The organism is Pseudomonas sp. NPDC085632, assembly GCF_044541255.1.
Classification (GTDB): domain Bacteria; phylum Pseudomonadota; class Gammaproteobacteria; order Pseudomonadales; family Pseudomonadaceae; genus Aquipseudomonas.
On record NZ_JBITSX010000077.1, the window covers coordinates 1 to 14,036 of the forward strand.

At 60.8% G+C, this 14,036-nt stretch carries 14 protein-coding genes; all 14 read right to left on the reverse strand.

Going from position 1 to position 14,036, the window contains the following annotated elements; all coding sequences use genetic code 11:
* Positions 1 to 13: 13 nt before the first annotated feature.
* Positions 14 to 517, reverse strand: a complete 504-nt coding sequence (fliL, locus tag ACIF4X_RS28115; protein ID WP_397484565.1) for a flagellar basal body-associated protein FliL — start codon at positions 515 to 517, stop codon at positions 14 to 16.
* 328 nt (positions 518 to 845) lie between these two features.
* Positions 846 to 2,216, reverse strand: a complete 1,371-nt coding sequence (locus ACIF4X_RS28120) for a flagellar hook-length control protein FliK (RefSeq protein ID WP_397484566.1) — start codon at positions 2,214 to 2,216, stop codon at positions 846 to 848.
* 106 nt (positions 2,217 to 2,322) lie between these two features.
* Entirely contained in the window at positions 2,323 to 2,670 is a 348-nt protein-coding gene (locus ACIF4X_RS28125; RefSeq protein ID WP_397484567.1) for an Hpt domain-containing protein, read from the reverse strand.
* Positions 2,671 to 2,701: 31 nt separating this feature from the next.
* Positions 2,702 to 4,405, reverse strand: coding sequence for a SpoIIE family protein phosphatase (locus tag ACIF4X_RS28130; protein WP_397484568.1), 1,704 nt, complete (start codon positions 4,403 to 4,405; stop codon positions 2,702 to 2,704).
* A 5-nt stretch (positions 4,406 to 4,410) separates the two neighbouring features.
* The gene (locus tag ACIF4X_RS28135; protein ID WP_397484569.1) at positions 4,411 to 4,716 is read right to left on the reverse strand and encodes an STAS domain-containing protein; all 306 of its coding nucleotides are present in this window, start codon (positions 4,714 to 4,716) and stop codon (positions 4,411 to 4,413) included.
* Positions 4,717 to 4,874: 158 nt separating this feature from the next.
* Entirely contained in the window at positions 4,875 to 5,327 is a 453-nt protein-coding gene (gene fliJ / locus ACIF4X_RS28140; protein WP_095114149.1) for a flagellar export protein FliJ, read from the reverse strand.
* Positions 5,328 to 5,333: 6 nt separating this feature from the next.
* Entirely contained in the window at positions 5,334 to 6,692 is a 1,359-nt protein-coding gene (fliI, locus tag ACIF4X_RS28145; protein ID WP_397484570.1) for a flagellar protein export ATPase FliI, read from the reverse strand.
* A complete protein-coding gene (gene fliH, locus ACIF4X_RS28150; protein WP_397484571.1) occupies positions 6,682 to 7,488 on the reverse strand; it encodes a flagellar assembly protein FliH in 807 nt (268 codons plus the stop codon). The genes fliI and fliH overlap by 11 nt, the downstream gene beginning before the upstream one ends.
* Before the next feature lie 4 nt (positions 7,489 to 7,492).
* A complete protein-coding gene (gene fliG, locus ACIF4X_RS28155; protein ID WP_007920042.1) occupies positions 7,493 to 8,512 on the reverse strand; it encodes a flagellar motor switch protein FliG in 1,020 nt (339 codons plus the stop codon).
* Positions 8,505 to 10,292 carry a flagellar basal-body MS-ring/collar protein FliF gene (gene fliF, locus ACIF4X_RS28160; protein ID WP_108226847.1) on the reverse strand — a complete coding sequence of 596 codons (1,788 nt, stop codon included), beginning with the start codon at positions 10,290 to 10,292 and terminating at the stop codon, positions 8,505 to 8,507. The genes fliG and fliF overlap by 8 nt, the downstream gene beginning before the upstream one ends.
* Positions 10,293 to 10,307: 15 nt before the next feature.
* Entirely contained in the window at positions 10,308 to 10,637 is a 330-nt protein-coding gene (fliE, locus tag ACIF4X_RS28165; protein ID WP_064119537.1) for a flagellar hook-basal body complex protein FliE, read from the reverse strand.
* A gap of 127 nt (positions 10,638 to 10,764) precedes the next feature.
* On the reverse strand, positions 10,765 to 12,156 hold the full coding sequence (locus ACIF4X_RS28170) for a sigma-54-dependent transcriptional regulator (protein ID WP_397484572.1): 1,392 nt from the start codon (positions 12,154 to 12,156) through the stop codon (positions 10,765 to 10,767).
* 5 nt (positions 12,157 to 12,161) lie between these two features.
* Positions 12,162 to 13,370 (reverse strand): sensor histidine kinase, encoded by a 1,209-nt coding sequence (locus ACIF4X_RS28175; RefSeq protein ID WP_397484573.1) that lies wholly within the window; start codon positions 13,368 to 13,370, stop codon positions 12,162 to 12,164.
* Between the two features lie 110 nt (positions 13,371 to 13,480).
* On the reverse strand, positions 13,481 to 14,036 hold a 556-nt coding region (locus tag ACIF4X_RS28180; protein ID WP_397484574.1), incomplete at its 5' end, for a helix-turn-helix domain-containing protein.

The window sequence follows — 14,036 nt, forward strand, 5'->3', positions numbered from 1 at the left end:
CCATGTCGTGTACCTACTGCAGTACGAAATTAGTGAAAAGCAACTGTACGATTACCACTTTGCCCAGCTCTTTCTGCGCCACTTCCTGGACGCTGGCGGTGGCCTTCTGGCGCAACATCTCCTGGCCGACCGGGGTCGCCAAGGTGGCGAAATCCTGACCGGAGAAGAGCATCACCAGGTTGTTACGGATCACCGGCATGTGCACTTTGAGCGCTTCCAGATCAGCCTGATTACGCGCCAGCATGGTGATGCTCACCTGCATGTAACGCTGACGGCCGTTCTGGTTGTAGTTAGCAACAAAGGCCGGCGCCATCGGCTCGAAAATCGCCGGTTGCTTGCCGACAGGCGCCGCATCAGCGGCCTCGGCAGGTTTGCTCTGGGCACTGTGCATGAAGAACCAGGTCGCCCCCACGGATGCGCCAATGGCCAGCAGCAACGCCAGCACGATCACAATGATCAGCTTGAGTTTGCCTTTGGTTGCGGGGTCTTTCACTGCTGCTGTTTCGCTCTTCGCCATGCCAATAATCCGTCACTATTCGGGTTTTCACAGTCGCACGGCAAGGCAAGAGCAAGTGTTATGCCAGAAGTGTCGGTGGCGGCGGAGACAACGCTAAAGTCAAAAGCTACCCTCACCCCAGCCCTCTCCCTGAGGGAGAGGGGGCCGACCGAGGTGTCAGACGTCAAACACCGACCTGAAAGACCGGGTCGATTAGGGACTCATCCATCAAGTCTTGACGATCATGGATTCACAGACGCTATTTCAAGTCGGTGTAAATCTCCAATATCCCCCAATCAGTCCCCTCTCCCTCCGGGAGAGGGCTAGGGTGAGGGGCTTTTGATTTTGGTCAGGCGTAATAGTCGACCGCGCTGGTGCCGATCACGCTGGTGGTTTGAGCGGCGGCCTCAGCAATCGCGGCAGGCGCCAATTCTTCATCCGCCGAGTCGAGGCGACCGCCAGCAGCGCTGGTGCGGCCACTCTGGCCCTGTTGCGCCTGCTCCTGACCCTGCTGCCCCTGCCAGCCACGGCTCTGATCGGAGACATTGACGTCAACCTGGCCCATGCCCTGCTGGTTGAACATGTCGCGCAAGCGATGCATCTGCCCGTCCAGCGCTTCACGCACGCTTGGATGCGCACTCATGAACGTGACCTGGGTCTGTTGATCCGGGACCATGTTCACGCGGATGTCCAGACGACCCAGCTCGGCTGGCTGCAACTGAATGTCTGCCGCCTTCAGATTAGCGCTCGACAGATACATGACGCGATTGACCACTTCCTCGGTCCAGCCGCTCTGGTGCATGGCGATCGGCTGGTTCACCGGGACGGCGTTCGCCGTTTTCGGTGTAGCCGCCTGCGTCAGGGCCGCCAGACGGTTGGCGAAGTCATCGACGCGGGTATCGCTGGTGGCGGTTTTGAGGTCTTTGAGGCCGTCATCGATCAAGCCGCTGAACGCTTTGTCGCCGCCCTGACTGGTGCTGTCCTTGTCGGCCTGCACGTCTAGCATGCTGGCCATGCCGGCCGCGAAGTTTTGCGCCGATGTCAGTTCACCGTCGGCCTGGGCCTGAGCTGGCGAGGCTTTCGGTTGCGCCTGGCTGGCAGCGGAAATGTGCCCACCCTGCTCCATCGCCATGCGCACGGCCGGCATCGAGTCGAGGGGATCGGCCGAAGGGTCGAAATCACTGTCGGTGGTTGGTGCCGGATCTTTGACCACACCCGGCAATGCGGCGAGCGCAGGGGTTTCGACTTCGGGCTGGGCGCTGGCGACAACAACCGGCGCCTGTACCACAGGCGCCGCCACCACTGGCTGCACAGCGGCGACCAACGCCGGATCGAGCGTCGGGTCAACCGGCGCCGCGTCTACGACTGGAGTCTGGGCGGTGTCAGTGTTGTCGTCGCTGCTGGCGGTGCTGTCATCGGTCGCAGCGGTTTTATCGGCAGGCAAGCCGTTGCCGCTATCGGCAACCGCCGGCTGCGCAGCGGCAGACTGATCTTTGCCAATGTCCTTTTTGCCACTGTTGTCAGCGACCTTGTCACGTGACGGCTTGGGTGAATTGTCAGCGGTGGCGACAGGCTTGCTCGATCCCTGATCGGCGAACACTTTAGCGAAGTTTGAGGCTTTATCCCCAGTGTCTACGGCCATGGCCGACGATTTGGCCGAGGCGGCTTGCGCCTTGGCCTGAGCGGCATTCTGAAGAAGGATGTTGGGGGTCGCAGGCATGAAACGGTCTCCGCTGCACTGGGATCGTAGGTACAGTTGCGGAGATAACTGCAAGTGCCGGGCCAGCTTTGCCCGGCGCTCGTGAAAAGCGCCGGACGGCGGGATATCAGTGCGTCAGCGCGTGCTGTCGCTCGCCTTCGTAAACCGGGCGGACTTCGGCGAACTCGCCAGTGATGTCAGCAACCAGCCTGGCGATTTCCGAGGGGCTTTTAACTTTGGCTTCCGATTCCAGCTCTTGGCAGAGCTCCGCCAACCGGAGAGCGCCCATATTACTGGCGCTACCCTTGAAGCTATGGGCAACTTCCGACAATGCCTTGGCGTCCACTGCCTTGCGCAGCTCAACCAGGCGACTTTCGGAATCGGCCAGAAAGGTATCCAGAAGCTCTGGATAAGCCTCCTCCATGACTTCGCGCAGTACGCTCAGCGCGTCGCGATCAATATGTGTGTCAGCCACTTGCTCACTCCTTGATCAAGAATTGCGCGGATTATGCCTCAACCTCCCAGGAAAACTCCACGCGGGCACTACGACCTTCGTCCGACCAACTGGCGTTACGCCCCAATTGCCGGACCAGACTGACGCCGCGACCTGACAAACGGACGCCGTCCAGCGGCCTCTCCATGACTCGCGCCACATCAAAACCCTTGCCGCTGTCTTCAACGCGAATCACCAGACGACCACCCTCGCCTTGCGGCTGTACCTGAAGATGCACGCGGACAAATCCGTCCTGTAGCGCCTCCAGCCGATCGTTACGCTGCTGGTAGTAACGAGCGAACCCCGCCGCATCGCGCTTGAGACTGGAGTCCAGCCCCAGCACGCCATGCTCCAGCGCATTGGAGTACAACTCGGCCATCACACTGTACAAAGCGCCACTCTGCCCCCGCAGCCCATGCACCTCAAGCAACAACTGCAACAGATACGGCAACGGATTGAAACGCTTTAGCGTGGCGCCGCGGAATTCGAAGCTCACCGACCAGTCGAGCGGACAGGACTGGCCGCTGTCGGAATACACCGGCGCCGACGGCTTGACCTGCGCCGGCTCCAGCAGGCTGACCTCGACCATGCTGACATCGTCGCGCGCCTCGCCGCGAAAATCCCGCAGTGCCTGCTCGATGTCCTCGAACAAGCGATCCGGCTCGCGGTTGGCGGCGAACACCTGCTGCAAACGCTCGACACCGAACAGTTGATCGCTGGCATCGCTGGTGTCGATCACCCCGTCAGACAACAGAAACACCCGATCACCGATGGCCATCGGATGCACTTCCGTACGGTCGTCAAACGCCTGCGCGCTCAGCACGCCCAACGGCAAATGCCGCGCCGCCAGCGGCACACGCTCACCACTGGCGATCCGATGCAGATAGCCGTCAGGCATGCCGCCGTTCCACACTTCGACCGAGCGTCGCTGAAAACTCAGGCACAGCAACGTGGCGCAGCAGAACATGTCCACCGGCAGGATGCGCTTGAGCTTGGCGTTCATCTCGCGCAGGGTTTCAGCCAGACCATAGCCCTTGGCGGTCATGCCGTAGAACACCTCGGCCAAGGGCATCGCCCCGACCGCTGCCGGCAAACCATGACCGGTAAAATCCCCCAACAGCACATGCATGTCGCCCGCTGGCGTGTAGGCCGCCAGCAGCAGATCGCCGTTGAACAGCGCATAAGGTGATTGCAGGTAGCGGATGTTCGGCGCACTCAGGCAGCCGGAGTGCGCCACCTTGTCGAACACCGCTTTGGCCACGCGCTGTTCGTTGAGCAAGTAATCATGGTGTTTGGCGATCAGGTCGCGCTGTTGCAGCACCGTCGCCTGCAAGCGGCGCAAGCGATCCATCGCCTTGATTTTGGCGGCAAGGATCACCTGGTTGTAGGGCTTCGCCAGAAAGTCGTCACCCCCGGCCTCCAGACAACGGGCCAGCGCTTCACTTTCGGTCAGCGAGGTGAGGAAGATGATCGGCACCAGCGTCTCCCCCGCCAGCGCCTTGATCTGCCGCGCCGCTTCGAAGCCGTCCATCACCGGCATCATCGCGTCCATCAGGACCAGATCAGGTTGTTGCCGACGAAACAGATCGACCGCTTCGGCACCGTTGGCCGCCGTCAGCACTTCATGGCCCTGGCGACGAACGATGGTCGACAGCAGCATGCGGTCGGCGGCGCTGTCTTCGGCGATCAGAATGGTCAGCGGCTCTTGCGCCTGCATGGCCGTCAACTGATGTCGAAGAGTTTGTCGAAATTGGAGATGGCGAGGATCTTCTTCACATCGGAACTGCTGTTGACGACTCGCACGTCCGAGTTATCGCCGCCGGCGTGATCACGCAGCAGGAGCAGCATGCCCAGTGCCGAGCTGTCGAGGTAGGTGGCTTCTTTCAGATCGACCACAATGGATTCTGGTTTCTTGTCGAGTCGCTCATAGGACTCGCGAAATTCCTGATGGCGACCGAAATCAAACCGCCCCTTGACTGAAATCGTCAGTTTTTGACCATCCGGAGATACTTCTGTAACGACTGACATTGACTGGCTTCCTTGTCATTGACGAACGTGTACAAGGTTTAGCACTTGGACAGGGTTGCAGCAAGGTTAGAAGCCAGATCAAAAGATCGCAGCCTTCGGCAGCTCCTACACCGATCCCCTGTAGGAGCTGCCGAAGGCTGCGATCTCTTGATCTTGTTTCAGAACGGATTCTGCCGCGGCAAACGCTGGGACAATTCATCGAGCAGCTTCTGCTCGCGCTTGTCTTCGAGGCGTTGCGCCTCTTCGCGATAACGCTGCACCAGCTTGCGCAGGCCTTCGACCTTGGCGAACGCCTGTTGCCATTCCTCACGGGCCTTGTCGAGTTTGTTCTGGTGCCAGACCAGGCTCTGGCGCTGCTGGTCGACGGCGGTGTCGAGTTGCGCCAGAAAGCCCTGGAAACCGAGCAGCCATTGCCCGCTCACGCCGGTGCTGCCGCGCACGATCCATTGCTCGGAGTAATCCAGACGAAAGGCATTGAGGTCCGCCAGTTTGCTTTCCGCAACTTTCACCTGACCCTGAAAATAGCCCAGCCGTTGCACGGCGGCTTTCTCGGCCTGTTCGGCCATGTCCACCACCGGCGCCAGACGCGCGGCTCGACTGACGGCAGCCATGGCCGGTTAGCCGCCCGCCGCGGGGGCAAACAGGGTTGCGAGGTAAGCCTGGCTTTCGCCCATGTTGATTTTGTCGTTCAGCCCCTGACGCTGGTAGCGAACCAACTGCGGTTGCAGGGAGATCGCCAGATCGGTCTCACGATCGCCGCCGGCGACGTAGGCACCGACGCTGATCAGGTCGCGGCTCTGCTGATAACGCGACCACAGCTGTTTGAAATACTGCGCGCGCTGCATGTGCTCCGGCGAGACCACCGCCGGCATGACCCGGCTGATCGACGCTTCGATGTCGATGGCCGGATAGTGCCCTTCCTCAGCCAGACGCCGGGACAGCACGATGTGGCCGTCGAGTACGCCTCGGGCCGAGTCGGCAATCGGGTCCTGCTGATCATCACCTTCCGACAGCACGGTGTAGAACGCAGTAATCGAACCCCCACCCTTCTCCGCATTACCGGCACGCTCGACCAGTTTCGGCAACTTGGCGAACACCGATGGCGGATAACCCTTGGTCGCGGGCGGCTCGCCGATGGCCAACGCGATTTCACGCTGCGCCTGAGCGAAACGGGTCAGCGAATCCATCAGCAACAGGACGTTCTTGCCCTTGTCGCGGAAATATTCGGCGATGCGCGTGCAGTACATCGCGGCGCGCAGGCGCATCAGCGGCGCATCGTCGGCAGGAGATGCGACGACGACGGAACGCTTGAGGCCTTCTTCACCGAGGCTGTGCTCGATGAACTCTTTTACTTCTCGACCGCGCTCACCGATCAGGCCGACGACGATGATGTCGGCCTCGGTGAAGCGGGTCATCATGCCCAGCAGTACCGATTTACCGACACCAGTACCGGCGAACAGACCCAGACGCTGGCCGCGACCGACCGTCAGCAAACCGTTGATGCAACGGATGCCAACGTCCAGCGGTACGCTGATCGGGTCACGGTTGAGCGGGTTGATTGTCGGGCCGTCCATCGGCACCCAGTCTTCGGCCTTCATGCCGCCCTTGCCGTCCAGCGCGCGACCGGCGCCGTCGAGCACGCGACCGAGCATGCTCATGCCCATCGGCAAACGACCGGTGTCAGCCAGTGGCACCACACGGGCTCCCGGGGCAATACCGGCAACGCTGCCAACCGGCATCAAAAAGACTTTGCTGCCGGAAAATCCCATGACTTCCGCTTCCACCTGCGAGGGGTGATAGCTGTCGTCATTGATCACCAGGCAACGTGTGCCCATGGCCGCGCGCAGGCCTTCGGCTTCGAGGGTGAGGCCGACCATGCGCAGCAGGCGACCTTCGAGAATCGGCGCGCCGGCAATCTCGGTGGCCTCAGCGTAACTGCTCAGGCGCTTGGCGAAACTGGTGCGTTCAAGGCGCATCGGGTTCGTCCGCGAGCGGCTCTTCAGGCGTGGCCGCCGGTTTTACGTCTTCGGGAATGTCCAGACTCAGATCCGCTTCAGCCGGGTGCAAAGCCTGTTCGTGCAACTGATCGAACAGTTTGGCCATGACCTGAGTAACGCGGGTTTCAATGCTCGCATCGATGCGGCTGTGCTCGGTTTCAACCCGGCAGCCGCCCGGCAACAGCGACTCATCTTCGACGATGCGCCAGGTTTCCTCATGACGTTCACGCAGGGCCTTGGCCTGCTCGAAGTCTTGCGGATTGACGTACAGGCGCACGTTTTCCACACCCAGCGGCAACAGCTTGAGGGCATCGCGCATGACGTGTTCGATCTGGCTGGAATCGATGGCCAGTTCGCGCTTGATCACCTGTTTGGTGATGTGTTGCACGAGGTCGACCAACGATTTTTCGATGTGTGTGTCTTGCTCGGCGATGGGCTCGAACAGGTTCACCATCAACTGCTCGAGGCTGGCGAGTTTGGCGGTGAGCGCCACCTCGGCTTCCTGACGCACCTTGAGCGTGGCGCTGTGAAAACCTTCCTTTTCGCCGATGCCGAAGCCTTCGTTGTAAGCCTCCTGACGGATGCTTTCGAGTTCTTCCAGGGTCAGTGGCTGGACTTCTTCCAGCGGCACTTCTTCCATTTCCGGCGGTTCGGGTTCCGGCTCAGGCTCGGGTTCCGGCTTCGGCGGATCGAAGCTGGGCATGGCCCAGGATTCGAAACCACGGACATCGCGGGCACGGATCAGATCCGTCACATCGTCGTCGTGCTTGTCCATGGGCTTAGATCATTTCCTCGCCACCTTTGCCACCGAGTACGATTTCGCCGGCTTCGGCCATTCGACGGGCAATGGTGAGGATTTCTTTCTGTGCGGTTTCGACGTCGCTGACACGTACCGGGCCTTTGGCCTCGAGGTCGTCGCGCAACAGTTCGGCGGCACGTTTGGACATGTTCTTGAAGATCTTTTCTTTGACGCCTTCGTCCGAACCCTTGAGGGCCAGCACCAGCACGTCGGAAGACACTTCGCGCAGCAACGCCTGAATACCGCGGTCGTCGACGTCGGCGAGGTTGTTGAACACGAACATGAGGTCTTCGATCTGACCGGACAGGTCTTCGTCGACTTCGCGGATCGAGTCCATGAGCTGGCCTTCGATCGAGCTGTCGAGGAAGTTCATGATGTCTGCCGCACGCTTGATGCCACCCAGGGTGGTGCGCGAGGCATTCGAGTTGCCGGAGAACTGCTTCTCGAGAATCTGGTTCAGCTCTTTCAGGGCCGCCGGTTGTACGGTGTTCAACGACGAGACGCGCAGGATGATGTCCAGACGCACTTTGTGGTCGAAGTTGCCGAGTACTTCACCGGCCTGATCCGGGTCGAGGTACGCGACCACGATCGCCTGGATCTGCGGGTGTTCGTAGCGGATCACGTCGGCAACGGCGCGCGGTTCCATCCATTTCAGGCTGTCGAGGCCACTGGTGTTGCCACCGAGCAGGATGCGGTCGATCAGGCCGTTGGCCTTGTCTTCACCCAGGGCCTGGGTGAGCATTTTGCGCACGTAGTCGTCGGAACCGACGCCCAGGCTGGTCTGGTCGCCGACGATGTCGACGAACTCGCTCATGACCTGCTCGACCTGTTCGCGATGGACGTTGCCCATCTGCGCCATGGCCACGCCGACGCGCTGAACCTCTTTCGGGCCCATGTGGCGCAGCACTTGTGCGGCATCGGTCGAACCCAGGGACAGCAGCAGAATCGCGGCTTTGTCGACCTTGTTCAGTTTGACGGTTGCGGCTCGGTTATCACTCATCTGCGTTAATCCACTCTTTCACGACCTGAGCCACGCGACCCGGATCCTCGGCCACCAGACTCTTGATTGCATTCAGTTGCGCGTCATAACCCTCACTTGGGCTCGGCAACAGAATGCTCTGCGGACCACCGAGGCTCACGCGGTCGTTGGAAAGTTCGCCGTCCAGGCCGCCCATCCCGCCGAGTTCCACGTCGCTGCCAAGACCGGCCAGCTCCTTGCCTTTGCCGCCGCCGGTGATGTTGTTGAGCACCGGACGCAGCACACCAAACACCAGGACCAGGATGAACAACACACCCAGCACTTGTTTGACGATGTCCCAGAACCATGGCTGGGAGTAGAACGGAATATCGGCAATCACTTCACCGCGCTCGGCGGAGAACGGCATGTTGATCACGCTGACGCTGTCGCCACGGCTGGCATCGAAACCGACCGCGTCCTGGACCAGACGGGTGAAGCGCGCCAATTCGTCGGCGCTCCATGGCGCACGGGTGGTTTCACCGTTGGCCGCGTTAACCTTGACCTGATCGTCGACCACCACCGACACCGACAGACGATTCAGGCGACCCTGCTGCTGCTTGGTGTGGCTGATGGAACGGTCGAGTTCGAAGTTCTTGGTCGATTGCTGACGCTTGTCGGCCGGGTACGGCGCGAGCATCGGCTGGCCGGTGGCCGGGTCCATGATCTGCTGACCGTTGGCGTCAACCAATGGCTGACCTGGCTGCACCATAGCGGCTGGCGCTGCGGCACCACCCGTGGTTTGCGGCGCCGAGGCTGGCGACGGCGGCTGGTTGCTCAGGGCACCCGGCACGCCTTGCGGGCCATTGCTGGCGGTGCGTTGCTCGTTGACCGACTGCTCGCTGCGCAACGCCGGTTGATCCGGGTTGAACTGCTCGGCTGTCGACTCGACGGCATTGAAGTCGATATCGGCCGAGACTTCAGCCTTGTAGCGATCGTTGCCCAGTACCGGTTGCAGAATGTTGTGCACGCGCTGGGTGAGCATGCTTTCCATGCGACGGCTGTAATCGAACTGCTTGCCGGCCATGGTCATTTCGGAGTTCTCCGCCTGATCAGAGAGCAAAGTGCCCTTCTGGTCGACGACGGTGATCTGCGATTTGCTCAACTCGGGAACGGAAGTCGCCACCAGGTTGATGATCGCAATCACCTGGCCTGGCTCCAGCGAACGACCGGAGTACAACTCAACCAGAACCGAAGCACTTGGCTTGCGTTCGTCACGCACGAACACCGAGCTTTTCGGAATCGCCAGATGCACGCGGGCACCCTTGACGTTGTTCAGGCTGGAGATGGTCCGCGCCAGTTCACCTTCGAGGCCGCGACGATAACGCGTCGCTTCCATGAACTGGCTGGTGCCCAGACCCTGTTCCTTGTCGAGGATTTCGAAACCGATATTGCCGTCGCTGGGAGTGACACCAGCAGCGGCGAGTTTCATCCGCGCACGGGACAAGTCATCGGCCTTGACCAGCAAGGCACCGGAGTTCGGTTCGACGTTGTAAGGAATGTCGGCGGCGGCCAGGGTGTCCATGACCTGTTTGGCGTCCATGCCGGCAAGGCTGCCGTACAACGGACGATAATCCGGCTGCTGCGACCACAGCACCACGGCAAAGCCAATCGCCACGCTCGCAGCCAGGCCAACCAACAGGCCCACCTGACGCAGCATGGTCATCTCGGAGAGGTTTTCCAGGAAGGACAGGCCGAACAGCGGCGGTTTGCCGTCTATCGGGGTGGCCTTGGCCGGAACGTTATCGGCGACTGCTTCTGCCATGACTCAATCTCGTCCTTAAACCGGCATCTGCATGATGTCTTGATAAGCCTGAACCAGCTTGTTGCGCACCTGGGTCAGAGCCTGGAACGACACGCTGGCTTTTTGCGAAGCGATCATCACGTCCGTCAGATCGACGCCGCTTTTGCCCACTTCAAATGCGTTGGCCAACTGAGTCGACGCGGTCTGGGTATCGCTGACCTTGTTGATCGCCTGACCGAGCATGTCGGAAAAGCTGCTGCCCGCCAGTTCAGGGACAGCGGTCGTCGATTTCGGTGCAGACATGGCATCCAGCTTCATGGCCTTCATGTCTGTCATCAACCGATTAAATTCAATACCTTGGCTCATGGTCTACTCTCTTGGGCGGCCCGCAATTTTTTGACACTCACTCGGCGGGTACACAGGTATTAGCAACAAGGGTGCCAGCTCATGGGCACCCCTTTCAGAAAAGCGTTTTCAACTTTTTCATCACGACTCAGGTGGCGAACAGATAACCTTCGACGTCCATCCCTGCATCGCGCATTTGCGCCAGTTTGTAGCGCAGGGTGCGCGGGCTGATGCCGAGTTTTTCCGCGGCTTCCTTGCGCCGGCCGCGCTCGGCACGAAGGGTGTCGATAATCATCTGAAACTCCCGGCGGCGCAGGTCATCGCCCAGTGCACCGGCGGAATCCGCATCGATTTCCACCTCGCGAATCACCGCAGAAACCGGCGCACCGACGGGCATCGCGGTGTACGTCACAGGACCTGCCAGACAGAAATCCTGCGGCTGAATCAAACCGCCCTGCTGCAAGATCAGCGCACGCTGAATCGCGTTATCCAGTTCACGCACATTGCCCGGCCACGGGTACGCGGTCAGGCAGGCTTGCGCGTCAGGCGAGAGTTTCGCTGCGGCGTGCTTCATTTTATTGACGTGTTTGGCGAGCAACCTTTCGGCCAGCGGCAGGATATCGGCAGTGCGCTCGCGAAGTGGACGCCAGGCCAGAGGGAAAACCGACAAACGGTAATAAAGGTCTTCACGGAAACGCCCCGCCGCCACTTCGCCCGCCAGGTCGCGGTTAGTGGTGGCGACCACGCGAATATCCAGGGCGATCGGCTTACGCGCACCGACGCGCTCGACTTCGCGCTCCTGCAACACGCGCAGCAGCTTGGCTTGCAGGCCAAGGGGCATTTCGGAAATTTCGTCGAGCAGCAACGTGCCGCCGTCCGCTTGTTCGAATTTACCGGCCTGCGCGGCGATGGCGCCGGTGAACGAGCCTTTCTCGTGGCCGAACAGCGTCGCCTCGAGCATGTTGTCAGGGATCGCCGCGCAGTTGATCGCAATGAACGGCTGACTGGCGCGATGGGATTGCTGATGAATATAGCGCGCCAGCACTTCTTTACCCGTACCGGATTCGCCGGAGATCAGCACCGTGGAATCGCTGCGCGCCACTCGTGCGGCCAATTCGAGAAGTTGCGCACTGGCCGGTTCGACGGCGATAGGGCCTTCACTTTCGCTCAAGCCAATATTGCCCAGTGCATGCCGCGCCACCAGATCCAGCAAAGCCTTGGGCTCGAATGGTTTGACCAGATAGTCCGCCGCGCCCTGACGCATTGCATCGACTGCACGCTCGACCGCGCCGTGCGCCGTCATCAGCAACACCGGCAATTGCGGTTGGCGGGCACGCAGCAAGGCAAGCAATTGATGACCATCCATGCCAGGCATGTTGACGTCACTGACCACCAGACTGAACGCCTCGCGCCCAACCGCCGTCAGCGCATCTTCAGCGCAACCGACCGCGTGGTAATCGTGGCCGGCCAACAGCAATGTATCGGCCAGCGCCTCGCGCAACGAGCGGTCATCCTCGACCAGCAAAACCTTGATGCCCATGTCTTTCACTCAGCTCCCTGTACAGCGGAAAACAGCGGCAGGATCACCTGCGCGCACGTGCCGCGCCCGACTCGCGAACGCAGCCGCAATTCTCCCTGATGCGCCCGGGCCACAGCCTTGACCACGGTCAGGCCGAGGCCGGTGCCGGTGACTTTGGTGGTGAAAAATGGCTCGCCGAGCCGCGCCAGAACGGCAGGTTCGATGCCGCTGCCACTGTCGCTGATGCTCAGACGCAGGCAGTTGTCGCGGCGGTAGCAATGCACTTTCAGGCGGACGTCGCCGGCACTGGCCTGAATCGCGTTTTCGATCAAGTTCAAAAGCGCCCCCACCAGCGTGTCGCGATTGCACAGCAGCTCGCCGGCATGGCTGTCGCACTGCCAGCGGATGGGCAGATCCTGCACATGGGTCAGCGCCGCCGCTTGCAGCGCCTGCATCAAGGCATCCGGGGTGAGGCGATCGGTCAGCGGCAATTCACCGCGAGCGAACACCAGCATGTCGCGCACCTGATGCTCCAGCTCGTGCAGGCGCTCTTTCAGACGTCCGGCGAAACGCTGCTGAGTGGCGACCGGCAACTCCTGCTCAGTCAAATGACTGGCGTAGAGCAAAGCAGCGGACAGTGGCGTGCGGATCTGATGGGCCAGCGAGGCGACCATGCGCCCCAGCGAGGACAATCGCTCGTGGCGCGCCAATTGATCTTGCAGATGACGGGTTTCTGTCAGGTCGTTGAGCAGCACCAGTTGCCCCGGCTCGGCATCCAGTGAGCGGGTGGCAATCGACAGGCGTCGACCGTTTTTCAGGGAAATTTCATGACCGTCGTCTTCACGCGGGGCAAAGCAACGGGCAATGACATGGCGCCACAACTCGCCCTCAAGCGGCAAACCGAGCAGTTCGATAGCGGCCGGATTGGCTTCGCGCACCATGCCGTGACCGTCGATGACGATGACGCCACCGGGCAACAGATCCAGGAGGTTTTGCAGGCGGTTGGCCAAGCGTTCTTTTTCCGCCAGCTCCTGCATGCGCTGGGCACTGACCACCGCCAGTTCACCCTTGAGCTCGGTTACCCGCGCTTCAAGCATGCTGTAGGAGTCCGTCAACTGGCTGGACATCTGGCTGAACAGCTCGAAAGCCTGCTCAAGGCCCTGTCGGCTTGCCTGCTCTACGGAGGACGGCTGCCCCTCGGGACTGGAGGCAGAAGACATCTGGGCTTGGGGCATTGTGCTTTCTCGCTTGGCTGACCGTCAGTTAAACGGAACGTTGCGAGGGCTGTAGCAATACCCGTGCCTAAAAAAAACTGCTTATAAATGAAGCAGTTGAAAAACAGGCGTCAATCATCCGCCTGTTCATCACCATCGCGGCGGCTCATGCCGTACTTGCGCATCTTCTCGACCAGGGTGGTACGACGGATACGCAGGCGTTCAGCCGCACGCGCGACAATGCCATTGGCATCGTCCAGCGCCTGCTGAATCAGGCCCTGTTCCAGACCGCCGAGATAGTCCTTCAGGTCCAGACCTTCCGGCGGCAGCATGGCGTTGGCAGTGAAGTCCGGCGTATGGCCGTTGATCGCCACGCGCTCTTCGAGATCGCTGCGCAGGCTGTCGACCATTTGCTCGTCTTCGTCGTCGACGTAGCGGAATTTCTTCGGCAACTCGACCACGCCGATCACCCCGTACGGGTGCATGATCGCCATACGTTCGACCAGGTTGGCCAGCTCACGGACGTTGCCCGGCCAGCCGTGACGGCACAGCGACATGATCGCCGCCGAGTTGAAGCGGATCGAACCACGCTTCTCGTGCTCCATGCGCGAGATCAGCTCGTTCATCAGCAACGGAATATCTTCGACGCGCTCACGCAGCGGCGCCATCTCGATCGGGAACACGTTC